Source organism: Ruegeria sp. BF7 (genome assembly GCF_056538605.1).
The window spans coordinates 277,272-299,009 of record NZ_JBQFTM010000002.1 but is presented as its reverse complement, the minus strand read 5'-3'; the positions used below and the strand labels follow the sequence as shown (position 1 = coordinate 299,009).

Below are 21,738 nucleotides of genomic sequence, written 5' to 3'. Positions count from 1 at the left end.
CAAACGAACGCGAACATGAGTTAAGGGCCAAGCATGGCAAGAAGAGCCTCAGCCAGTCCAGCACAACAATCCGCACCGGGCGCCAGCGAAGAGCGCGCGGGCTCCAAGAAAATTGGCGTTCTGGCTTCACTCTGGCCGTTCATGCGGCCATACCGGTTGTTGATGATCGGTGCGACGCTGGCGCTGGTGTTGACCGCCAGCATGACGCTGACGCTGCCGCTGGCCGTGCGCCGCGTGGTCGATAATTTCCGTATCGAAGATGGAGAACTGCTGGATTGGTACTTTCTGGCGGCGCTGGGCATTGCCGCCGTTTTGGCCGTAGGCACAGGCTTGCGCTATGCGCTGGTGACCCGTTTGGGGGAACGCGTGGTGGCCGATATCCGCAAGGCGGTGTTCGATCGCGTTATCGGCATGAGCCCCGAGTTTTATGAACGCATCATGACAGGAGAGGTTCTGAGTCGGATCACCACCGACACGACCCTGATTCAGTCGGTTTTGGGCTCGTCCGTCTCTATCGCGTTGCGGAACGTGCTGTTGTTCCTGGGCGGTCTGGTGCTGATGTTGCTGACTTCGGCCAAGCTGACCGGCATGGTGATGTTGCTGATCCCGATTGTGGTGGTGCCGATTCTGCTGCTGGGGCGGCGTCTGCGCGTGATCAGTCGGGAAAACCAGGACTGGATCGCGGCCTCGTCCGGCAACGCGGGCGAGGCGCTGAGCGCGGTGCAAACGGTGCAGGCCTTCACCCACGAGCAAGCCAGCCGCAAGCAGTTCGATGACATGACCGAGACCTCTTATACTGTCTCGCTGCGCCGAATTCAGACCCGCGCGGTTCTTACGGTCATCGTAATTTTTCTGGTGTTCACCGGCATCGTCGGCGTGCTGTGGATGGGTGCGAATGACGTTCGCAACGGCGTAATGACCGAAGGTGTTCTGATCCAGTTCGTGATCTACTCGATCATCATGGCGGGGTCCGTCGCAGCCCTGTCGGAAATCTGGAGCGAGTTGCAGCGCGCCGCCGGCGCGACCGAGCGTCTGGTCGAGCTTCTGAACACGCAGGACACGGTCAACGACCCGGCCAACCCGACCGCGCTGCCGTCGCCGGTTCGTGGCGAGATTCGATTTGACGATGTGACTTTCCGCTATCCGTCGCGCCCCGATGTCGTGGCGCTTGAGCATCTCACGCTTCAGGTCAACCCGGGTGAGACTGTTGCGTTTGTTGGCCCATCTGGGGCGGGTAAGACAACCGTCATCCAGATGATTCAACGGTTCTATGACCCGGCCTCGGGGCAGGTCAGGCTGGATGGCGTCGATTTGCGAGACATCGACCGGGCCGACTTCCGCCGCTATATGGCGCTGGTGCCGCAGGACCCGATCATCTTTGCCACCTCAGCGCGCGAAAACATCCGCTTTGGCCGTCTGGATGCCTCGGATGCCGAGGTCGAGGCCGCCGCCCGGGCCGCGGCTGCGCATGATTTCATCTCGGCGCTGCCCGAGGGCTATGACAGTTTCGTCGGTGAGCGCGGCGTTATGCTGTCGGGCGGGCAGAAACAGCGTATTGCCATCGCCCGCGCGATCCTGCGCGACGCGCCGGTTCTGCTGCTGGATGAGGCAACCTCGGCGCTGGATGCGGAAAGCGAACGTGCCGTTCAGGGGGCCGTAGATCAAATGCGCGCGGGCCGTACGACGCTGATCGTGGCACACCGGTTGGCCACGGTGAAAAAGGCCGACCGGATCGTAGTGATGGAGGCAGGCCAGATCGTGGCACAAGGTACCCATGACGATCTTGTGGCGCAGGATGGGCTCTATGCCCGTCTGGCGCGCCTGCAATTCACCGACGGATTGGCTGCCGAATAAAGTGACGCTGGGGCAAAACGGCTAAGTCCGCAGCGTCATTCTACCTCTTTGCTGCCTTCACAGCTAATGCCTTTCTTGAACCTGCGTGGTTTTGCTTCCATCTTGGCGTGGATACGAAACCCGTGCGGGACACGGGAGAGATAAGGGAGGAACCACATGGCCTTTGTGGGTTTGGAAGACAAGGCGAGGATGGAGCAGGAAATGTCGTGGGAGGACCGCGATGTTCCGGTCACCTTCCACCAGTTGCTGTCGCGCACAGCAGACAAGTTCCCCAACAGCAACGCGATCAGTTTTCAGCTTTTGTCCGGCCCGACCGACAAGGCTGAGACGCTGACATGGTCCGAACTGCTGGGCAAGGTCAACCAGGCCGCCAATCTGTTCCGGTCGCTGGGTGTGGGCGAAAAGGACGTGGTCGCCTACGTGCTGCCCAATTGTAACGAGACGCTGATCACCATGATGGGCGGCGCGGTGGCCGGGATCGTCAACCCGATTAACCCGCTACTGGAACCCGAACAGATCGCCGCGATCCTGCGCGAGACCGGCGCCAAGGTGGTGGTGACGCTGAAATCCTTCCCCAAGACCGATGTGGCGCAAAAGGTCGAAGAGGCGGTGCGACACGCACCCAAGGTCAATACCATTCTTGAGATTGACCTCAACCGGTATCTGACACCGCCGAAATCCTGGCTCGTGCCTTTCCTGCGCCCCAAGATGGGTGACAAGGAACATCTGGCCCATGCGGATTATAAGAATTTCAATCAGGAGCTGGCCAAGCAACCCACGACGCTGACCTTCGAAGACAGCAAGGAAGACCGTGTTGCCTGTTACTTCCATACCGGCGGTACCACGGGTATGCCCAAAGTGGCGCAGCACAAGTATTCGGGTCTGATCTATAACGGCTGGCTTGGTCATACACTGCTGTTCTCGGACGAAGACGTCATCATGTGCCCGCTGCCCATGTTCCACGTGTTTGCCGTCCATGTGATCGTGATGGCGGCGGTGTCGTCGGGCGCGCATGTGGTCTTCCCGACCCCTGCCGGCTATCGTGGCGACGGCGTGTTCGATAATTTCTGGAAGCTGATCGAACGCTGGAAAGTGTCCTTCATCATCACCGTGCCCACAGCTATTGCCGCCAAGATGCAGCGCCCGGTGGACGCGGATATCTCAACCGTGAAAACAGCGTTCTCGGGCTCGGCTCCGCTGCCCGTCGAACTGTTCCGCCGCTTTGAAGAAGCCACGGGCGTGACCATCGTCGAAGGCTATGGTCTGACCGAGGCAACCTGTTTGGTGTCATGCAACCCGGTGGATGGGGAAAAGAAAATCGGCTCGATCGGGATTCCGTTCCCCTATACGGATGTCAAAATCCTACAAAACGGGCCGGACGGCCCCAAGGAATGCGATGCAGATGAGATTGGTGAGATCTGTATTTCGAATCCCGGTGTCTATGCGGGCAACACCTATACCGAGGTCGATAAGAATGTGGACCTCTATCATTTCGACAAATACCTGCGCACCGGTGACCTGGGCCGGTTTGACGAGGATGGGTATCTGTGGATTACGGGTCGTGCCAAGGATCTGATCATCCGTGGCGGACACAACATCGACCCGGCTGAGATCGAAGAGGCCCTGCTGGGTCACGACGCCGTCGCCTTTGCCGGGGCCATCGGCCAGCCCGACGCCTATTCCGGCGAAGTGCCTTGCGCTTTTGTCGAACTGGTCGACGGTGCCAGCGTGACCGAGAAGGAGCTGATGGAGTATTGCAGCGTGCATGTCCATGAGCGCGCGGCACAGCCCAAGCACATGACTATTCTGGACGAGCTGCCGAAAACCGCCGTGGGAAAGGTGTTCAAGCCTGAGCTTCGCAAACAGGCAATCACCCGCATCTATAACGGCGCGCTTGAAAAAGCCGAGTTGGATGCGCGCGTTGTCTCGGTGATCGACGATAAGAAACGCGGGCTTGTCGCGCAGCTTGACGCCAACGGTTCATCGGACGACGATGTCGGGAAAGTGCTGGGATCTTTCACCCGGCCATGGGAATGGGCTACCTGACCGCGGAGGGACAATGGATTATGAACGTCTGATCGATGAAGAAACCTGGGCGTTCATAAAACGAACGGCTGAAAGCTATCCTGACAACGCGGTTGATCTAAAAATCGAAGATCAGCGCCGCGTCTATAACGAAATGTGTCAGGAATTTTGCCAACCCCGGCCTCCGGGTCTGGATGTGCAGGACGGGTCCGCTGATGGCGTGCCTGTCCGGGTTTATACCGCCGGAGATCCAACACGAACCGTCGTCTATTTTCATGGCGGCGGTTTTGTTGTCGGTGGGCTGGACAGCCACGACGACGTCTGCGCCGAGATTTGCGTACAGACCGGGTACCGGGTTGTTGCCGTCGACTACCGCCTCTGCCCCGAGCATGTGCATCCGGCGCAGTTTGAGGACAGTTGGACCGCTGCAAACTGGGTGGTCGCGGAATTCGAAGACCCTCTGGTTCTGGCTGGAGACAGCGCGGGGGGCAATCTTGCGGCTGCGGTTGCACATTATGGCCGCGGGCGGCTTGAGCATGTGCTGGGCCAGGTTCTGATTTACCCCGGATTGGGCGGAGATACATCAGCGGGGTCTTACATCGAACACGCGCACGCCCCGCTATTGACGCTTGAGGAAATCAAGTTCTACGAGAAGATACGCTGTGGCGGCACGGTTCCGCACAATGACCCGACCTTTGCGCCCTTGTGCGATACGAATTTCTCGAACTTGCCACCGACCATTGTCGTGACGGCGGATTGTGATCCGTTACGCGATGACGGGCCGATCTATTGCGAGCAGATCACAGCAGCTGGAGGACGAGCACAATGGATCAACGAACCCGGACTCGTGCACGGTTATCTGCGGGCGCGAACCTCGGTGAAGCGCGCCGCAGACAGTTTTGAACGGATTTCGATCGCTATCGAAGCGTTGGGCCAAGAGGTTTGGCCCTACGACTGATCCCCTATTTCAGGAATGACACGGCCTTCATCGTTTCGGCAATCGGTGCGCCCATGCGGTTCAAGATCGTGGGGGCCAACTGTAGCTGGTCGATCACAGCGTCCACCTCGGGGCCTTTGGCATCGCCAAAGTAATACAGCGCGGTTTCCTGCTGCAACGGGCTGCGTCCGCCGTGGTGGCCGCGCTCATCCTGGCCGTGGTCGGCGGTGACGATGACCTCGTAGCCCAACTGCCGCCAGCGGGGGATGAAAGGGGCCAGCATTTCGTCCGCAACGAAACAGGCGTGGTCCATCTCTGCACAGTCGTGGTGGAATCGGTGCCCCATGCTGTCCAGTGTGCAGGTGTGCAGGATGCCGTAATCCAGACCGAAGCGCAGGCAAAGGTTGGTCAGAGACGCGAACAGGTCCACATCACAGGGCGTCATCTGATTGGCATTGCCGTAGCCCGTCATGGAGTGGAACCGGCCGTGGTTGATGGTTTTGCTGTCGGGCTCGTCATATTCGACATCGCGGACGTAATCGAACGGGTGGCGGTTGAAGAATTGCGACCAATAGCTGTGGGTGACCGCGCCGGTCACGCCGCCGGCCTCACGCACTTGGCTGAAAACGTCCTTATGGCTGAGGCGGAAGACATTGCCATTGCCGGTACAGCCATGCTCCTGCGGTGTAACGCCGGTGTGGATCGAGGCATAGCAACTGGCCGAGGTCGACGGAAGCACCGAACGCAGTTTCCAGACCTGCGCCTCGCCACTGTCGACCCAGCCTTCGAGGTTGCCGAACAACCGGCGAAAGTTGCGCCACGGGACGCCGTCCAGAATGATGAGGAGGAGTTTGCGGTCCATATTCTGACCCTTTTCTTTAACACTTCAGGCGAGCCTAGGGGATTCGCAAAGTATGGGCTGCCAATTCGCGCCCCGAATTGCAAAATCCCGACACCTGTTTGTGACACGTGCCGGGATTTCGAAGCTTTTATGGGGACGGGGATCAGTTCCCGGCGCTCTCCATTTTGCGGTGGGCGACCACCTCTTCCAGCCAGCCCAGATGCATCTCGGGCACCGAGCTGAGCAACAGGTCGGTATAGTCGTCGAACGGTGGGCTCAGCACCTCGCTCTTAGACCCGTACCGCGCCACGCGGCCCTGATACATCACTGCGATGCTGTCACTGATCGCGCGCACCGTCGCCAGATCGTGGGTGATGAACAGGTAAGCCACATCCTCGATCTGCTGTAGATCCAGCAACAGCTTGAGGATGCCGTCCGCCACCAGCGGGTCCAACGCCGAGGTGACCTCGTCACAGATGATCAACTTGGGCTTGGCCGCCAGCGACCGCGCGATACAGACACGCTGTTTCTGACCGCCAGACAGCTCTGCCGGATAGCGATCAATGAACTTTTCGCCCAGTTCGATCTCATCCAGCAACTCGATGACCCGCTTGCGCTTTTCGGACCCGCGCAGGTTGAAGTAGAACTCCAACGGGCGGCCGATGATTGTGCCAACGGTCTGACGCGGGTTCATCGCAGTGTCTGCCATTTGATAGATCATCTGCAGCTCGCGCACGTCTTCGCGGGAACGCCCTTTCAAATCGCGGCTCAGCTTCCGTCCGTTAAAGGTGATCTCTCCATCGCGCGGGGGCAACAGGCCGGTGATCACACGAGCCAGCGTGGACTTGCCCGAGCCGGATTCACCCACGACCGCCAGTGTCTGCCCCGGATGAAGCTCGACATTGACGTTGTGCAGCACGTCGAAGTTCAGACCCTTGTAGCGCGCGGTGATACCATCAACGCTCAGCACCGGTTCCGGTGTGGGCTTTTTCTCTTCGTGCTCAATCGACCGCACCGAGACCAGCGCCTTGGTATAGTCTTCCTGCGGGTTGTTGATGATCTGATCGGTGTTGCCGTATTCGACCGTATTGCCCATCCGCAGCACCATGATGTCGTCGCTCACCTGCGCCACAACTGCCAGATCGTGGGTGATGTAAAGCGCGGCAACGCCGGTCGCTGCGATGGCTTCCTTGATGGCCATCAAAACATCGATCTGAGTGGTCACGTCCAGAGCCGTGGTGGGTTCGTCGAACACCACCAGATCAGGCTCGGGGCACAGTGCAAGCGCCGTCATGCAACGCTGCAACTGACCGCCCGAAACCTGGTGCGGGTAGCGATCACCGATATTGTCCGGGTCAGGCAGACCCAGCTTGGCGAACAGCTCACGCGCGCGGCCTTCGGCCTCTTTGCGGGAGAATTTCTTCTGTTCGACTGCCGCTTCGACCACCTGATCCATGATCCTTTTGGCCGGGTTGAACGACGCGGCGGCGGATTGGGACACATAGGTGACCTCACCCCCGCGCAGTTTGCGGATATCCCCATGAGATGTTTTGAGTATATCGCGCCCGTTCACCCAGACCTCGCCACCGGTGATTTTCACACCACCCCGTCCATAGGCCATCGAGGCCAGACCGATGGTGGATTTTCCGGCACCGGATTCGCCGATCAGACCCAGCACCTTGCCGCGTTCGAGGTCAAAACTGACCCCGTGCACGATCTCGATGTCATGGGGCTTTTCGCCCGGTGGATAGACGGTCGCGCCGATCTTGAGGTCGCGGACCTTGAGAAGGATATCACTCATCCCCGGCCTCCTTTCAGCGATGTGGTACGGTTCAGGACCCAGTCAGCCACAAGGTTGACCGAGATGGCCAGCGTCGCGATGGCCACAGCGGGGTACAGCGCCGCGCCGATGCCATAGACGATGCCGTCCTTGTTTTCCTTTACGATGCCGCCCCAGTCCGCCAGCGGTGGCTGAACGCCTAGGCCCAGAAACGACAGGGTCGAGATGAACAGGACCATGAAGATGAACCGCAGCCCGAATTCAGCGACCAGAGGCGACAGGGCGTTGGGCAGGATTTCCCGGAAGATGATCCAGCCGCGACCTTCACCGCGCAGTTTGGCGGCTTCGACATAGTCCATCACGTTGATGTCTACGGCGACAGATCGCGACAGGCGATAGGGACGCGTGGCGTCCAGCAGGCCCATTACAAGGATCAGGATCGGAACGGTCACCGGAACAATCGCCAAGATAACCAGCGCCAGAATCAGCGTCGGGATCGACATGACCAGATCAACCGCCCGGCTGAGCACCTGATCGGCCCAACCGCCCAGCACGGCCGCTAGCAGACCCAGAGAGGTGCCGGTGACAAAGCTGAGGATCGTGGCTGCTGCGGCGATAAAGATGGTCGTGCGGCCACCGTAGATCATGCGGGTCAATAGATCGCGCCCGATATTGTCGGTGCCCAGCAGGTGCTCGGCGCTTGAGGGTTCCCATACATCGCCGACCACTTCGGCCATGCCGTAGGGCGCAATCAGCGGTGCGGTGAATGCCACGAAGAAGTAAAGCCCGGTGAAAAACAGACCGATCATGGCCGAAATAGGAATATTCTTCATCATTTCGGATGCCTCAGTCTTGGGTTGGCCAGGATCGACACGATATCGGCCACCATGTTCAGCCCGATATAGACAGCGGCGAAGACGACACCGCAGGCCAGAACGACCGGCACGTCACGTTTGGTCACCGAATCCACCAAGTATTGCCCCATGCCGGGGTAGACGAACACCACCTCGACCACGACGACACCCACGACCAGATAGGCCAGGTTCAGCATCACGACGTTGACAATCGGGGAGATTGCGTTGGGAAAGGCATGACGTGCAATGACCTGAAAGTTCGACAGGCCCTTCAGTTCGGCTGTCTCGATATATGCCGACTGCATCAGGTTCAGGATTGCAGCACGGGTCATTCGCATCATCTGCGCCAGAACCACCAGAGTCAGCACGAAAGCCGGTAACGCGATGGTATAGAGCTTTTCCCCGAAGGACATTGAATCATTGATCATAGCAAGCGAAGAAAACCATCCCAGTTTCACCGAGATGAAGTAGATCACCAGGTAGCCGATTAGGAATTCTGGGATCGACACTGTTGTAAGCGTGACGGCAGAGATCAATTTGTCCGGCCAGCGGTCGCGGTACCGGACGGCCAGCAAGCCCAGAAAGATGGCAAGCGGAACGGAGACGACAGCCGCCACACAGGCCAGAAACAGCGTGTTCCCCAGTCGTTTTCCAATGCTTTCCGCGATATCGAGTTTGTTGGTCAGGGACTGACCCAGATCACCCTGAAGAATGCCGCCCAGCCACTCGAAGTAACGGGTCAGGGCAGGGCGGTTGAGGCCCATCTCTTCGCGCAGGTTTGCCAAAGATTCGGGGGTTGCGGATTGACCAAGGACGGCTTGCGCGGCGTCCCCTGGAAGAGCTTCGGTGAGGCCGAAAATCAGAGCCGATGCGCCGAAGAGAAGCAGGAGACCCAGCGCAAGGCGCTGGGAAACCAGTTTGATGATGGGATGCATTGTCCTTGGCCTGTATTAGGCAAACCACATTTTTCGTGTGGCCTGGCCACCCATCAGTTCATCATACGGATCCGGCTCCCAACCAGCCAGTTGGTCGCTGACACCGTCAATGAACTGGTTGAACATCGGACAAATCAGGCCGCCTTCTTCGTTAAGCAGTCGACCCATCTGAGAGTAGATCTCTTTTCGCTTGGCGGTGTCGAGCTCACCTTTCGCCTGATTCAGCATATCGTCGAACTCGGGCCGTTTCCAACGTGTGTCGTTCCAGTCGGCGGTCGAGAGATACGCTGTGGTATACATCTGATCCTGTACCGGACGGCCCGTCCAGTAAGAGGCGCAGAACGGTTGGACATTCCAGACCTCGGACCAGTAGCCATCACCCGGCACACGTTCGATCACAAGTGGGATACCGGCCTGATTTGCCGTCTGCTGGAAGAGCGCCGCAGCGTCAACTGCACCCGGGAATGCAACATCCGAGGTGCGCAGAACGATCGGTGATCCGTCGTGGCCGGACTTCTTGTAATGTTCGGCCGCCTTTTCAAGATCGAACGGGCGCTGTGGGATTGTATCGTCAAACAGCGGGTAAGCCGCATTGATCGGCATGTCGTTGCCAACAGACCCATAACCCTGCAGGATCTTTTCAACCAGCTCTTCGCGGTTGATCGCATATTTCAGAGCCAGCCGCAGGTCGAGATTGTCGAACGGAGCGGTATCCGAATGCATGATGAATACGTAATGTCCGCGACCAGTCGTGGGCTGCACGCTCAGACCCGGAGCGCGGCCCAGAAGGCCAGCGACCTTGGGCTCAACCCGGTTGATCAGGTGAACCTGACCGGACTGAAGCGCCGCGGTACGTGCGGTTGCATCGTTGATGGCAATAATTTCGACACTGTCAAAATGGCCGTCATCCGCCCAGTAATTGTCGAACTTCGTGTAAACGTGACGCACACCCGGCTCGTTTACTTCCATCTTGTATGGCCCTGTGCCGATACCCGCGCCCGGATTATCGAGGCCACCGTCCGGCTGAATGATCAGGTGGTAGTCTGCCATGAGGTAAGGCAAATCAGCATTTGGGCTGTTCAACGTGACTGAGAACACGTCGCCGTCTGTCTTCATCGACTCGATCTCTTTCATGATGCCCAGGGCACCGGATTTAGAGTTCTCGTCCGAATGGCGTTGCATTGTTTTTAGCACGTCTTCGCTAGTCAGCGTCTTGCCGTTGTGAAATTCAACGCCGGGACGAATTTTGAAGTTCCAAACCTTGGCATCCGCGCTGGCTTCCACGCTTTCGGCCAGACGTGATTCAATCGAACCGTCCGGCGCTACAACCACCAGCGTGTCACCGAATTGGCGACCGTTGAGCGCGGGCACTTGGCTGGCGTAAGTTGCGGGGTCCAGCGAGTTCGTCGATTCGCCACCGACAGAGCCAATCTTCACGTCGCCGCCCTGTTTCGGGCCAGCCGCGCGCGCGGCGTCTGCAAATATGGTGCTGGCCATGGCTGCAGAAACACCCAAAGCCGCTGCTTTCCCCATGAATTCGCGGCGGGTGAGCTTGCCAGCTGTGACCTGTTTGGTCATGTGAGTGATTTGTTCGTTCATTATGGTCTCCCAGTTGATTGGATTGTTGCCCTTTTGGGCTTTTTATTGACGCATGAGTCAAAGTAGGCGGAATTCGGTCGGACGGGCAAGAACAAATGTCTGACACTTGAGCGACCCGCATCACATTTGGTCACGAGGTACGGTATCCCCCAATTGCTTAGTCGAAACTAGTTTTTCGGCCTCAAAAGCATCCATGCGGGCCTTGAGGAAAAAGGAATTCAAATCCGCCCACATCTCGCAGGAGGTCTCTTTGCGCAGGTCGATACCGTTCCGGCTGATTTCTTGTGTCCATTTGCAATATCCCCGAGCAGAGAGGGGATCATCCGGGTGAATTGTCCAGCGTTCATACGCCGTTCCACCATGTGTCAGGCTGTGGTTATTGTTGGTGACCAGACCAAAATCATCCTCGATGATCAGGTGGGTTTCGCCCGAGTTCATGTCCATTTCCACCCGCCGCGAATTGTTCGGCGCACGCAGGGATGACTGACCCAAGGCCGGGGCCGACTCGGGCGGCGGAAACGTGTGTTCGTCATCAACGGACGGGCGTTGCGGTATGGTGATGTCACCTTGCGTCAGGTGCAGTTCGGTACGTTCTGGCGACGGCCAGATCAGCGGCAAATATGCGCTGGAGATTGCGACTCGCAGCCTGTGCCCCTTGGGCACGCGATAGGCAATGTGATCCAGTTTCAGCGCAACGTCATACACGGCGCCTGGTGTCGGCGGCGTTGGTTCCGCATGGCTGTCGAGATGCGACAGGTTCAGCACACCATAGGTAATGCGTGTCGAAGCCCCATCCGGGTGCACATGGTTCAGCCGGACAGCAATCTGTGCCTGCGGGCGGTCGGCGCTCAGACGCAGGCGGATGCGCGGCGCGCCCACGATGTCCATGTCTTCAGCCAGCGATGCGCCATCGAAACAGGCCGATAGCGCATCTTCCGAGCGCTGATCTCCGGGCATGTCAGGACCCAGCCAGGTGGCGCAATACTCTCCGCCCTCCATGCCGCAGGTTTGCGGGGACTGCACCCCAATGTCCAGTGGGCCGTCCTGCCCCAAACCGGCATCGGACAAGCCCAGCGTCAGGCCGGGCAGGTGGGACGTGGCGCCATCAGCCTCGGCTATCCAGCGCCCCGGCCGTTCGTTGTACCCGCGCTGCGGCCACACGCCATCCATCAGATAGGCACGAAAATCCGGGTCGTTTTCGACGCCGGTATCGACACCTTTCAGCCAGTGATCCCACCAGCGCAGAGCTTCCTGCAGGAATCCGATCCGCAGTTCGGGCACCGCGAAATGAGGGTATTTATGCACCCAAGGCCCAACGATCCCTTCGACCCGGACCTTCAACTGCTCAACCAACAAAGGTACTTTGTTCTTACAGGCATCCCCCCAGCCACCGATGGCCAGGGTCGCCGCCTGAATCGCACTAAAATTTTCGCAGACCGAGCCGTGCCGCCAATATTTGTCCCGCCGTTGGTGGCGCAGCCAGACCGAGGGTGGAAACGGCTCATGCTCCAGCCGTTCCAGCCACAACTCACGCCAGTTCGACCGCAGCTCCGGGTCCGGCGGTCGGGAAGAGTACGACCACATCGTCGCGCCCCAGCCCAGGTTCTCGTTCAGCAGGCAGCCACCTTTTAAATGGATGTCGTCCGCACAGCGGTCGGCAGTGGAACACAGGGTGATGATCGCCTTCAGCGGTTCGGGCTGCAGCGCCGCGACCTGAAGCGCGTTGAACCCGCCCCAACTGATCCCCATCATTCCAACCGAGTTTGTGCACCAGCGCTGCTGCGCCAGCCAATTGATCGTTGCGACGGCATCGTCAAGTTCTTGCTGGGTGTATTCGTTCTCCATCAGCCCTTCGCTGTCGCCATTGCCGCGCATGTCGACGCGGATGCAGGCACAACCGCGCTCGGTGAACCACGGATGAGTCAGCGCGTCGCGCACTGTCGTTCCATCGCGCTTGCGATAGGGCAGGAATTCCAGAATGGCAGGGACGGGGTTGTCCGTTGCATCCGTCGGACGCCAGACGCGCGCGGACAAGCGGCAACCATCAGGCATCTCAATGCCGACGTCGGGATGGTCTTCGATGGTGCGTAGCGCGTTGGCTGGCGGCGTCATTTCAACACTGTCCGGGGGAATTACAAATCAGGTTGGGTCAAAATCGTCAGTTCAATTGCGGATTGCGACAAGCAGATCCATTACGTTCGTTCCCGTCGGCCCCGTCACCAGCAATGCGCCTGCGCGATCCAGATAGCTGCCACTATCGGCCTGCTGCAGAGCCTGTTCCGCGCCTTCCCCCCAAGTGGCGCCGTCAATGATCGCTCCGGCCGCATCGGTTGGGCCGTCTGTGCCATCTGTTCCACCCACGACCACGGTGAGTCCTTCGGTTCCGGCAATCTCGCGGGCCAATGCCAGCGCCAGCCCCTGATTTCGCCCACCGCGCCCCGGGTTCTCGGGCAGGACAACCGTCGGCTCTCCGCCAAAGACCATGACGCCGCTTGGCATGGATCGGATACGCGCGCCCAGAGATTTGGCGACGTTCAGAAAGTCGTCGTGCAGGCATTCTTCGTTGGAAAGAACCGTCAGGCCTTCGTCCTGCGCCAATTCCGTAGCGGCCGCGCGAGCATGTGCATTTGACGCCACGATCTGCGTTGTTGCCTCAAAGTCGTAGCTCTCCGGCAACGCTCCGATCCCCGAGCCGACAACATTCAGGTCATCCCCGGGCACATCCGAGATCGCCAGAACGGTCGCTGTTTCTCCTTTGAAATGAGACAGCAGGCCACCGCCTTTGATCCGCGATAGCTTGCGACGTTCAGCGTTCATGGCTGTGATGTCCAGCCCTTCGGCCAGCAGCTTCTTGTTCAGCTGTTCAAGATCGGACAGGGTTTTGCCCGGCAGCAAATCCTCGGCCAGCGAGGATGCCCCACCGGAAACCAGCAAGAGCAGATGCGAGCCGGGCTGCATGGCTTCGACCGCTTCACGAAGGGCTTGACCGCCCTGAAGGCTGCGACTGTCGGGAACGGGATGAGAAGCCTCAATCACCGTGACGTGATCCGGCAGGTCGCGCCCGTGGTCGTCCTTGGTGACCACAAGTGCCGGGCACGGGCCGAAATGCTCTAACGCAGCGCGTGCCATGGCCGCTGCGGGTTTGCCTACGGCCAGAATCTGGTCGGGTGCGGGGACATCGTGCAGCACTTTGCTGGTTGCAGCGTGGCCGCCCACTGCATCGACGCCGGCCTGCCAGATGCGAATTGCCTGTTCTTTTTTGTCCATCAGCTTTCCATCCAAATTGTGACCGGTCCGTCGTTGACCAACTCTACCGCCATATCCGCCCCGAATTCACCGGTTTCGACCGGCACGCCATGCGCAACAAGTCGCTGGGCAAAAACCTCATACAGGTGCTTGCCAAGATCCGGTGCGGCGGCTTCCGAAAAGCCTGGCCTGTTGCCGCGCGATGTATCGGCGGATAGCGTGAACTGGCTGATAACCAAGGCGGATCCTTCGATATCTTTCACCGAGAGATTCATTTTCCCTGCGTCATCCTTGAAAATCCGCAGTTTTGAAACCTTGGCAGCCAGTTGATCCGCCTTGATCTCGTCATCGCCTTGCATTGCGCAGACCAGGATCGTCAGCCCGGGCCCGGTCTGGCCGATAACCTGACCGGCCACCGATACGCTGGCGCGTGAAACTCGTTGTACTACTGCGCGCAAATTTACTCTCCGCTAAGTGCGTTTGTTATCCGACCCATTCGACGATCTCACCCAGATCGGCGCGATCGGTGCGAAAGCCATTGGCTGGATGGTCCTTATCTGCATAGCCAAAAGAAATCGCGCATAAAATCACTCGGTCATCCGGGATGTCGAAATAGCGGCGTAGGAACGGGCTGTAAGTAGCCACCGCTGCTTGTGGGATCGTGGCCACGCCCCGAGCCTGAGCAGCCAGTGAAAACGCTGTAACGAACCCGCCGCAATCCAGCGCGCCATAAGCCCCAAGCTCTTTCGGGCTGGTGATGATGGCACAATGCGGTGCGCCGAACAGAGAGAAATTCTCCATCATCTGCTGGGTCGAGGCCGCGCGGTCGCCGCGTTCCACGCCCACTGCCTCATACAAAGCCCAGCCGCACGCGCGGCGGCGGTCCTGATAGACCCCAGTGTAGGAGGTCGGAAACGGCAGGTCCGGGGCAGGTGTGCCTGTAGTCGCTTCTTTCTGCAGTGCCGCTCGAAACCGGTCGGTTTCTTCGCCGCTGGTGAGGATCACGTGCCACGGTTGGGCATTGCACCAGCTGGGTACACGCGCGGCGCTGGTCAGGATTTGTTCGATCTGCTCCTTCGGAACCGGGTCGGGAAGGAATGCCCGACACGAATATCGTGCTGTCAGCAAGTGGTTCAGATCGGATAGTTTCACACAAGCCTCCCCGCTCGGCGTTGACGCGTCGCAGAGTGGCGTCTGATCAAGCGGAGTTCAAGCGCCAACAATTGCGGATTTCGAGGACGCCTTACCCTTGTTGGCCGGTGGCCATCAGATATCCGACACCAGCCGCCACAAGCATACCCAGAATAACGGCGATAGTGATCTTGATGGCTGACCAGGGGCGCTCCCCCTGAACGCGGCCGGTTTGTCCGTTGACGACGAAACGATACGTCTGACCGCGATATTTGTAGGCCGCCATCCACACCGGCAGAAGGATGTGCTTGAAAGTCACATCCCGTACATCCGTGTCGATTGCATGTATCCGCTGGCGATCGCCACCGATGTCAAAGCGCACGTCCCGCTCGATAACCCGCGCCATATACCCGCGCGCTTCGGAGTATCCTTCCTGCAATTCGACCGTATAGGCTTCGGCCCGAAACCCAGCCAGGTATTCAGGCTGATAGGGCTCCAACGCTGGCAGGTCCCAGGGTTCCAGCGCGTCGGTGTAGCTTTTGGGCAAAGACCGTGAGGCTAGCACAAGCACGTCGTCAAAAAACCGCTTCACCCGCCCGGATTTCGGAGACCACCGCACCTTGGGTACCTGCTGCTGCACGCGCTTGCCGTCACGCATGACAGTTCGGGTCTCATAGTAGACGGTGCCGCGCTCTCCGCGATAACTGGATTGCGTGTCGGCATCAAAGGTCCAGTAGGGTACATAGATGCCCTGCATCTTGCGACCTTTGCGGGCGTAATCCTTCAGCCCGTTCGGTGCAAACCACAGCCGTCCCAACCAGTCGCCCATCGCCTTGTGCGCCGCGCGTTCATCCAGCGCAAAGGGTAGCACGCCGCGCGGTTTGATGTGCCGGTTGACCCCCGTATCGGTCACAACCGGTGTCGCACAGAACGGACATTCAGCCGCGTGTGTGGCAGGATCGAACTCGACCTGAGCCGCGCAGTTGGGGCAGGACAAAACCCGCGTTTCCTCGATCTCACTGTCCGGAAGCCGATCCGCAATGGCCGCATCGAAGTCCAACTCTTTCAGGCTGCCACCGCCCCAGGGGCCGGCGCCGATTGCCTCGGAATGCCCGCAGTGGTCACAAGTCAGGCTGCCGTCACCGGGGTTGAAACGGTAGTCCGCACCGCATTGTTCGCAAGGGAATCTGTGTTCTTCGGTCATCGTGCCACCCTATTCTTGCGCTGACGCCTGAAAGGTTAGGCTCCCGGCGGCGGCGGTGGCAGGATGGTAAACAACTGCGCCAGCTCCTGTACATCTCCGGCCTTTTTCCAGCCATCCTGACCGGCGGTCCAGACATAGGTGTCGCGGGTGATTTCCCCGTCCGTTGCCATACGTCCCATCTTGGCCTTCGAGAAGGGTCCGCTTGTCTGCCCATCGACCGCGATATGCCACACGTGCTCAACTGGCGGAGGAGGGGGCGGTGCCGCATGCGTTGCCGGTTGCGTGGCAGCGGCGGCGGAACTGCCCCACGGGCCGCTCGGTTGACCCGCTGCCATGTTTGCCATCTGGTTGGCCATCGCCATTCCCATCCCCATACCAAGTCCGGCACCCATGCCGCCGCCTTGGCCGGGATTGCTGGCGGCCGCCGTCATCGCCTCGGCCGCTGAATACTGGGTGAACTTGCCCAGATCACCCGCCAACCCCATCGAGGTCCGCTTGTCCAGCGCTGCCTCAACCGCGGGCGGCAACGAAATGTTTTCGATGTAGAATTCAGGCATCTCCAACCCATAGCCGTCCAGAACGGGCGAGACCTCGGCCGCGATCAGCTTGCCCAGATCGGCGGTGTTGGCGGCCATGTCCAGAACCGGGATACCCGACCCGGCGATCACCCGGCTGAATTCCTGCACGATGATGTTGCGGATCTGAAAGCTGATCTCATCCATCGTGAATTCACCATCGGTGCCCACGATCTCAGTCAGGAATTTCGCCGCATCCTTTACACGCACGGTATAGGTGCCGAAGGCCCGAATACGCGTGGGCCCGAACTCGGGATCGCGCAGCATAATCGGGTTCTTGGTGCCCCATTTCAGGTCATTGAACCGGGTCGTATTGACGAAATAGATCTCGGACTTGAAGGGCGACTGAAAGCCGTGATCCCAGTGCTGCAAGGTCGTCATGATCGGCATATTGTTGGTCTCAAGCATATAGAGACCCGGCGTGAACACATCCGCCAACTGCCCTTCATGCACGAACACAGCGGCCTGACCTTCGCGCACCGTCAGCTTAGCGCCGTACTTGATTTCATGGCCCTCACGCTCGAACCGCCAGACCATCGTGTCTCGGGTGTCGTCGACCCAGTGAATGACGTCGATAAATTCTCCGGTCAGAAAATCGAAAATACCCATTTGGGGTCTCCTTTCCTCGGGCTCAGAGCTGCTGGCCCATCAATTCGCGTGCTATGATCCGCACCACGGGGCGGGCGTCATCCGCGGTCACTCCGGGCTGTAGACGCGGATCGTAAAGCATGGTCAGTAGTTTTTCGTCATGGCTGGTCAGCAGCGCAAACTCATCATCATCGTTGAAAATCGACGGTCGGGCTGAGGGGCTATCATTTGGAAGGCCGAATCCCTGTGCAATTTCCTCATGGATGCAACTCAAACGCAGCAGGTTGGGCAGTTCTGCACGTATGTAAGCTACGGCACGGATTACGGTATTGGTGTCCTCTTGGCCGGAAAACGTAAAGACAAAACAATAAAACGGCCTGTCCAGCGTTCTCAGCAGGTCCAGCCTGTCGTCCGGTATACCCGGAACAAGTGATTTCAACCTGTCCTGAGCATAGGCCACATCATCCTGACCTGCTACGAAAACAAGAAAGTTCCCGTCACCATTTACACTTCTAACGCTGTGCCCGGTCGCTTTCTGTAGCCGCTTGGCATAGTTTTGAATGGTTTGCCGATCAGCTTCACGGCTTTCCATAGAAACGCTCGGACCAAACTCAGTCCTGATGCGGATCGGGCTCTTCCAGCGATTTAACTTAATCTCGCTTGGGCCGCTGACAAATGCGGCGGATTTGCCAGAGTGTTCGTTGATGAAAGCAATTTTCCCAAAATTACGCGCTAAATCATCAGCGTCATACGGTGTATCGGGGCCTCCTCCGTCCGTCCGCAACAACCCGCGGGTCAACAGGTCACGTTCGACCCGCTGATAGAACCGGGCCAAGTCCTGACTGGCTGCAGACGGTGGCACATAGGCGTTGGGTGCAGGTGCGGGCGCCGCGGGACGCGGTTGCGGGACAACCGAAGACGTCAGAGTTTCATCGCAGTTGGCCAAAGCTAACAGAACGACAAAACCCAAAAGGGGCTTCAGATATCCCGATACCTTCACGCGCAGCCCGCCGTCAGCCCGGAACTGCCGTTCCGGCGTTGTCGCCGATACCGTCCCGGCGCGCCTTGGCCGAGGCCAGCGTGTCACGCAATTCGGCCTCCATCTTCTTCAATTCCTGCTCGGCGGCGGCGCGCTTGGCTTTGCCTTCGTCCGCGATCGCAAGACTTTCGTTGATAGTGCCGATCAGGTCGGCGTTGGCTTGTTTGACCGCTTCGATATCGAATACACCGCGTTCCATTTCCTCGCGGATCATCTTGTTCGACTGACGCAGGTTCGCCGCGTTCGAGGTCAGCAGCTCGTTCGTCAGGTCATTCGCATCGCGCACGGCCGAGGCCGCCTCGGCGCTGCGCTGGATGGTGACGGCCTGCGCCAATTGCGTCTCCCATAGGGGTACGGTGTTGACGAGGGTCGAGTTGATCTTGGTTACCAGCGACTTGTCATTTTCCTGCACCAACCGGATCGAGGGCAGGGATTGCATGGTTACCTGACGGGTCAGCTTCAGGTCGTGCACGCGCCGTTCCAGATCGTCCCGCGCAGCGCGCAAGTCACGCAGCTCTTGCGCCTTCATCACTTGTTGGTCTTCGGGCGCGGCCTGAACTTCGGCTTCTTTTTCGGGGATGTTCTGGCTGTCCAGCTCGGTCAGCTTTTCTTCACCTGCTGCGATGTACAGCGCGAGTTCGTCATAAAATCCCAGCGTTTTTTCATACAGCAAGTCCAGCGACTTGATGTCTTTAAGCAGCGTGTGTTCATGGCCCAGCAAGTCGTCTGTAATCCTGTCGATCTGTCCCTGAACGTCTTCGAATTGCGCAGTGAATTTGGCGAATGGCGCGGCCTTACCAATCAGCTTTTCCCACCAGCTGCGTTCGCGGCGTACATCCAGTTCACTGACGGAAAAGCCGCGGATCGTGGTCACGATGTTGCGCAGACTGTCCCCGGCGGGACCCACATCCTTGTTGCGGACATCCGCCAGCATGGCCTGGCTGATCTCTTGCAGTTCGGCCTGGGCGGATGATCCGAAGGAGACGATCGAGTTGGTGTTTTCCATGTCGATTTCGTCCATCCGCTTGCGGATCTCGGCGCTGACGGGTTCGTCTGCTTCCTCAAGCGAGATGACCTCGGCGGTGGGGTCGGGTAAGGCAACGGCCGTGACCTCCTGCACCAGCGTTTCAGCTTCGACCGCCTTGTTCTTGATCGCATCAGACATGGGGTAATCCTTTCTCAAACAACTGTCCGGTCAGTCCAACCGGACGCCTTCGCGTTGCAGGCGTTCGCGCAACACGTCAATTTCAACCGTCAGATCGCTGCGGTCATCCAATAGCATCTTGCGAGTACGGGCCGCGAAATTCTGTTCCAGATCGTCCAGCAAGGCGGTGTAATCGGCCAGCGCCTGTGCATCGCGGGTGCGGGCAAAGACATCGGCAAACTTCACCGTCGCATCACGCGCGCCCTGCAGGTAGACGGTCAGGTATTTGCGGGCACCGGCCAGATCGCGCGGGTCTTCCTCGACCGTGCGGAACAGATCGCGGGCGGTGTTCTGAAAGCGTTCGACGCGCGCCTCGACCCGACGGTCCCCGGCGCGCTTGATGGCGTCGGTCATTTCAGACAGGTGGGTTTCGGCATCCTCGACCACCCGGGCCACACGGTCCTGCTGAAAGGTGTCGACGCCTTCCATGCCTTTATCCTTCATCGGGTCCAGCCCGAAAGACACGGAATGCAGCACCGTGGCCACCGCTCCAAACAGGATCGGAGCCAGCAAGCTCGCCTGCGCGGCGGCCTCGGCGTCCAGATACTCGGATCGATACGCGGCCAGCGCGGCACCCAGCCCAGTCAAAACGCTTGCGAAAACCTTGCGGGGAAAAGCAGGACGGCGCGCAGAGCGGCGCGCGTTATAGGCGGCTTCGGCGCGCAAACCCTCGCGCAGAAGAAAGGCGGCGCCGGTTAGCAGGCCCGCTGCGATCAGCCCGATCGTCATTCCGATTGCGCCGTCGTTCAGAGACAGAAAAACCAACGGAATGGCGGGCAGAAACAGGATATTCACCCGCGCGCCTGCCGGTTCGACCCGCGCGCCGTGGAATTGCCCGCGCGGCTGTTGGTCGTCGTCAGACCCACCGCCTTGTGGGCTAAATTTTCCGCCATATCGCTGTGACATGCGTTACAAGCCCCCCAGCACGCCGGTGCAGACACCGAACAACAGCACCAGAAGGGCCGCGTAGGCCAGTTTTTGCACTCCGGTCCCTGACATGGCGCCCCCCAATGGCTTTCCTTTCGGAAAATTTAGGCGATACGAGGGCTTGGCGCTAGGGGGAAGGTTGCCAAACCCGCATCACTTGCGAGTTTTCTTGCCGATGGGTGCCCGTTTTCGTTGCGGTCGCGCGGGGCGTTTCGGCCGGGCTTCGGGTTCTGCGTCCAGTCCCAGCTGATCGCGCATCACGCGGCGGCGGATTTCCTCGACCTCGCCGGGCTTGAGGCTGCCCAGTTGAAACGGACCGTAGGATACACGCAACAGCCGGTTCACGGCAAAACCGATGTCCTCCATCGCACGGCGGATTTCACGGTTTTTGCCTTCGCGCAGGCCGATTGTCAGCCAAGCGTTCGCACCCTGCTGGCGATCCAGCGAGACCTCCATCGGCAGAAACCGCTCGCCGTCGATCACCAAACCCTTGCGTAGCGGTGCAAAATCTTCGTCCTTGGGGCGGCCATTCACACGCACACGGTATTTGCGCAGCCATCCTGTAGAAGGTAATTCCAGCTTGCGCTTGATGCCGCCATCGTTGGTCAGCAGCAGCAAGCCTTCCGAGTTCAGGTCCAACCGACCAACGCTCATGACGCGGGGCATGTCTTCGGGCAGGTTGTCGAATATGGTCGCACGGCCTTTTTCGTCGCGTGTCGTCGTCACCAGACCGGGCGGCTTGTGATACAGCCACAGGCGCGAGGGTTCGGGCTCAGACACCGGTTTGCCGTCCACAGTGATCCTGTCTTTGCCGGTGACGTTCAGGGCAGGGCTGGCGATGGTCTTGCCGTTCACGGTCACGCGACCCGCTTCGATCATGCGTTCAGCTTCACGGCGCGAGGCAACGCCTGCGCGGGCCAGTACTTTGGCGATCCGGTCGCCGGGAGGAGGGGTTTTGGTCATCCGCAGCCCATAACGCATCCCGCCCGCTTGCGAAAG

At 59.3% G+C, this 21,738-nt stretch carries 18 protein-coding genes; 3 read left to right on the top strand and 15 right to left on the bottom strand.

Features of this window, described 5'->3' with window-relative positions:
* The first annotated feature begins 33 nt into the window (after positions 1 to 33).
* The 3 genes from ACR0IK_RS07335 (at position 34) to ACR0IK_RS07325 (ending at position 4,837) form a co-directional block, all read left to right on the top strand.
* Positions 34 to 1,854, top strand: a complete 1,821-nt coding sequence (locus tag ACR0IK_RS07335) for an ABC transporter transmembrane domain-containing protein (RefSeq protein ID WP_480640982.1) — start codon at positions 34 to 36, stop codon at positions 1,852 to 1,854.
* Positions 1,855 to 2,010: 156 nt separating this feature from the next.
* Positions 2,011 to 3,900 carry an acyl-CoA synthetase gene (locus ACR0IK_RS07330; protein WP_480590117.1) on the top strand — a complete coding sequence of 630 codons (1,890 nt, stop codon included), beginning with the start codon at positions 2,011 to 2,013 and terminating at the stop codon, positions 3,898 to 3,900.
* A gap of 13 nt (positions 3,901 to 3,913) precedes the next feature.
* Positions 3,914 to 4,837, top strand: a complete 924-nt coding sequence (locus ACR0IK_RS07325) for an alpha/beta hydrolase (protein ID WP_480640981.1) — start codon at positions 3,914 to 3,916, stop codon at positions 4,835 to 4,837.
* A gap of 4 nt (positions 4,838 to 4,841) precedes the next feature.
* Here ACR0IK_RS07325 and ACR0IK_RS07320 read toward each other — a convergent pair whose 3' ends face one another.
* The 15 genes from ACR0IK_RS07320 to ACR0IK_RS07250 form a co-directional block, all read right to left on the bottom strand.
* Positions 4,842 to 5,678: an alkaline phosphatase family protein gene (locus ACR0IK_RS07320; RefSeq protein ID WP_480640980.1), complete on the bottom strand. Its 837-nt coding sequence runs from the start codon at positions 5,676 to 5,678 to the stop codon at positions 4,842 to 4,844.
* A 142-nt stretch (positions 5,679 to 5,820) separates the two neighbouring features.
* A complete protein-coding gene (locus ACR0IK_RS07315) occupies positions 5,821 to 7,458 on the bottom strand; it encodes an ABC transporter ATP-binding protein (RefSeq protein WP_480590111.1) in 1,638 nt (545 codons plus the stop codon).
* The gene (locus ACR0IK_RS07310) at positions 7,455 to 8,270 is read right to left on the bottom strand and encodes an ABC transporter permease (protein ID WP_170400626.1); all 816 of its coding nucleotides are present in this window, start codon (positions 8,268 to 8,270) and stop codon (positions 7,455 to 7,457) included. Before ACR0IK_RS07310 ends, ACR0IK_RS07315 begins: the two co-directional genes overlap by 4 nt.
* Positions 8,270 to 9,226: an ABC transporter permease gene (locus ACR0IK_RS07305; protein WP_480590109.1), complete on the bottom strand. Its 957-nt coding sequence runs from the start codon at positions 9,224 to 9,226 to the stop codon at positions 8,270 to 8,272. The genes ACR0IK_RS07310 and ACR0IK_RS07305 overlap by 1 nt, the downstream gene beginning before the upstream one ends.
* Positions 9,227 to 9,241: 15 nt before the next feature.
* On the bottom strand, positions 9,242 to 10,825 hold the full coding sequence (locus tag ACR0IK_RS07300; RefSeq protein WP_480590107.1) for an ABC transporter substrate-binding protein: 1,584 nt from the start codon (positions 10,823 to 10,825) through the stop codon (positions 9,242 to 9,244).
* 120 nt (positions 10,826 to 10,945) lie between these two features.
* Positions 10,946 to 12,937, bottom strand: coding sequence for a CocE/NonD family hydrolase (locus tag ACR0IK_RS07295; protein WP_480640979.1), 1,992 nt, complete (start codon positions 12,935 to 12,937; stop codon positions 10,946 to 10,948).
* Between the two features lie 51 nt (positions 12,938 to 12,988).
* Positions 12,989 to 14,092 carry a glycerate kinase type-2 family protein gene (locus ACR0IK_RS07290; protein ID WP_480640978.1) on the bottom strand — a complete coding sequence of 368 codons (1,104 nt, stop codon included), beginning with the start codon at positions 14,090 to 14,092 and terminating at the stop codon, positions 12,989 to 12,991.
* Positions 14,092 to 14,529: a D-aminoacyl-tRNA deacylase gene (gene dtd, locus ACR0IK_RS07285; protein WP_480640976.1), complete on the bottom strand. Its 438-nt coding sequence runs from the start codon at positions 14,527 to 14,529 to the stop codon at positions 14,092 to 14,094. Before dtd ends, ACR0IK_RS07290 begins: the two co-directional genes overlap by 1 nt.
* Before the next feature lie 25 nt (positions 14,530 to 14,554).
* On the bottom strand, positions 14,555 to 15,223 hold the full coding sequence (locus tag ACR0IK_RS07280; protein WP_480640974.1) for a nitroreductase: 669 nt from the start codon (positions 15,221 to 15,223) through the stop codon (positions 14,555 to 14,557).
* 91 nt (positions 15,224 to 15,314) lie between these two features.
* Positions 15,315 to 16,406, bottom strand: a complete 1,092-nt coding sequence (locus ACR0IK_RS07275) for a TFIIB-type zinc finger domain-containing protein (protein WP_480640973.1) — start codon at positions 16,404 to 16,406, stop codon at positions 15,315 to 15,317.
* A 35-nt stretch (positions 16,407 to 16,441) separates the two neighbouring features.
* Positions 16,442 to 17,590 (bottom strand): SPFH domain-containing protein, encoded by a 1,149-nt coding sequence (locus tag ACR0IK_RS07270; RefSeq protein WP_480640972.1) that lies wholly within the window; start codon positions 17,588 to 17,590, stop codon positions 16,442 to 16,444.
* Positions 17,591 to 17,612: 22 nt separating this feature from the next.
* A complete protein-coding gene (locus ACR0IK_RS07265) occupies positions 17,613 to 18,404 on the bottom strand; it encodes a DUF2927 domain-containing protein (RefSeq protein WP_480640971.1) in 792 nt (263 codons plus the stop codon).
* Between the two features lie 178 nt (positions 18,405 to 18,582).
* Positions 18,583 to 19,773 carry a toxic anion resistance protein gene (locus ACR0IK_RS07260; RefSeq protein ID WP_480590091.1) on the bottom strand — a complete coding sequence of 397 codons (1,191 nt, stop codon included), beginning with the start codon at positions 19,771 to 19,773 and terminating at the stop codon, positions 18,583 to 18,585.
* A 30-nt stretch (positions 19,774 to 19,803) separates the two neighbouring features.
* Entirely contained in the window at positions 19,804 to 20,718 is a 915-nt protein-coding gene (locus tag ACR0IK_RS07255) for a 5-bromo-4-chloroindolyl phosphate hydrolysis family protein (protein WP_480640969.1), read from the bottom strand.
* 174 nt (positions 20,719 to 20,892) lie between these two features.
* Positions 20,893 to 21,702 carry a pseudouridine synthase gene (locus ACR0IK_RS07250; RefSeq protein ID WP_480640967.1) on the bottom strand — a complete coding sequence of 270 codons (810 nt, stop codon included), beginning with the start codon at positions 21,700 to 21,702 and terminating at the stop codon, positions 20,893 to 20,895.
* Positions 21,703 to 21,738 lie beyond the last annotated feature (36 nt).

Excerpts from the sequence above, each read along its gene's own strand:
- ACR0IK_RS07255 (WP_480640969.1), bottom strand. The coding sequence starts at position 20,718 with ATGTCACAGCGATATGGCGGAAAATTTAGCCCACAAGGCGGTGGGTCT.
- ACR0IK_RS07335 (WP_480640982.1), top strand. The coding sequence starts at position 34 with ATGGCAAGAAGAGCCTCAGCCAGTCCAGCACAACAATCCGCACCGGGC.
- ACR0IK_RS07320 (WP_480640980.1), bottom strand. The coding sequence starts at position 5,678 with ATGGACCGCAAACTCCTCCTCATCATTCTGGACGGCGTCCCGTGGCGC.
- ACR0IK_RS07305 (WP_480590109.1), bottom strand. The coding sequence starts at position 9,226 with ATGCATCCCATCATCAAACTGGTTTCCCAGCGCCTTGCGCTGGGTCTC.
- ACR0IK_RS07270 (WP_480640972.1), bottom strand. The coding sequence starts at position 17,590 with ATGGGTATTTTCGATTTTCTGACCGGAGAATTTATCGACGTCATTCAC.
- ACR0IK_RS07330 (WP_480590117.1), top strand. The coding sequence starts at position 2,011 with ATGGCCTTTGTGGGTTTGGAAGACAAGGCGAGGATGGAGCAGGAAATG.
- ACR0IK_RS07325 (WP_480640981.1), top strand. The coding sequence starts at position 3,914 with ATGGATTATGAACGTCTGATCGATGAAGAAACCTGGGCGTTCATAAAA.
- ACR0IK_RS07260 (WP_480590091.1), bottom strand. The coding sequence starts at position 19,773 with ATGTCTGATGCGATCAAGAACAAGGCGGTCGAAGCTGAAACGCTGGTG.
- ACR0IK_RS07250 (WP_480640967.1), bottom strand. The coding sequence starts at position 21,702 with ATGACCAAAACCCCTCCTCCCGGCGACCGGATCGCCAAAGTACTGGCC.
- ACR0IK_RS07310 (WP_170400626.1), bottom strand. The coding sequence starts at position 8,270 with ATGAAGAATATTCCTATTTCGGCCATGATCGGTCTGTTTTTCACCGGG.
- ACR0IK_RS07290 (WP_480640978.1), bottom strand. The coding sequence starts at position 14,092 with ATGGACAAAAAAGAACAGGCAATTCGCATCTGGCAGGCCGGCGTCGAT.
- ACR0IK_RS07300 (WP_480590107.1), bottom strand. The coding sequence starts at position 10,825 with ATGAACGAACAAATCACTCACATGACCAAACAGGTCACAGCTGGCAAG.
- ACR0IK_RS07295 (WP_480640979.1), bottom strand. The coding sequence starts at position 12,937 with ATGACGCCGCCAGCCAACGCGCTACGCACCATCGAAGACCATCCCGAC.
- ACR0IK_RS07315 (WP_480590111.1), bottom strand. The coding sequence starts at position 7,458 with ATGAGTGATATCCTTCTCAAGGTCCGCGACCTCAAGATCGGCGCGACC.
- ACR0IK_RS07275 (WP_480640973.1), bottom strand. The coding sequence starts at position 16,406 with ATGACCGAAGAACACAGATTCCCTTGCGAACAATGCGGTGCGGACTAC.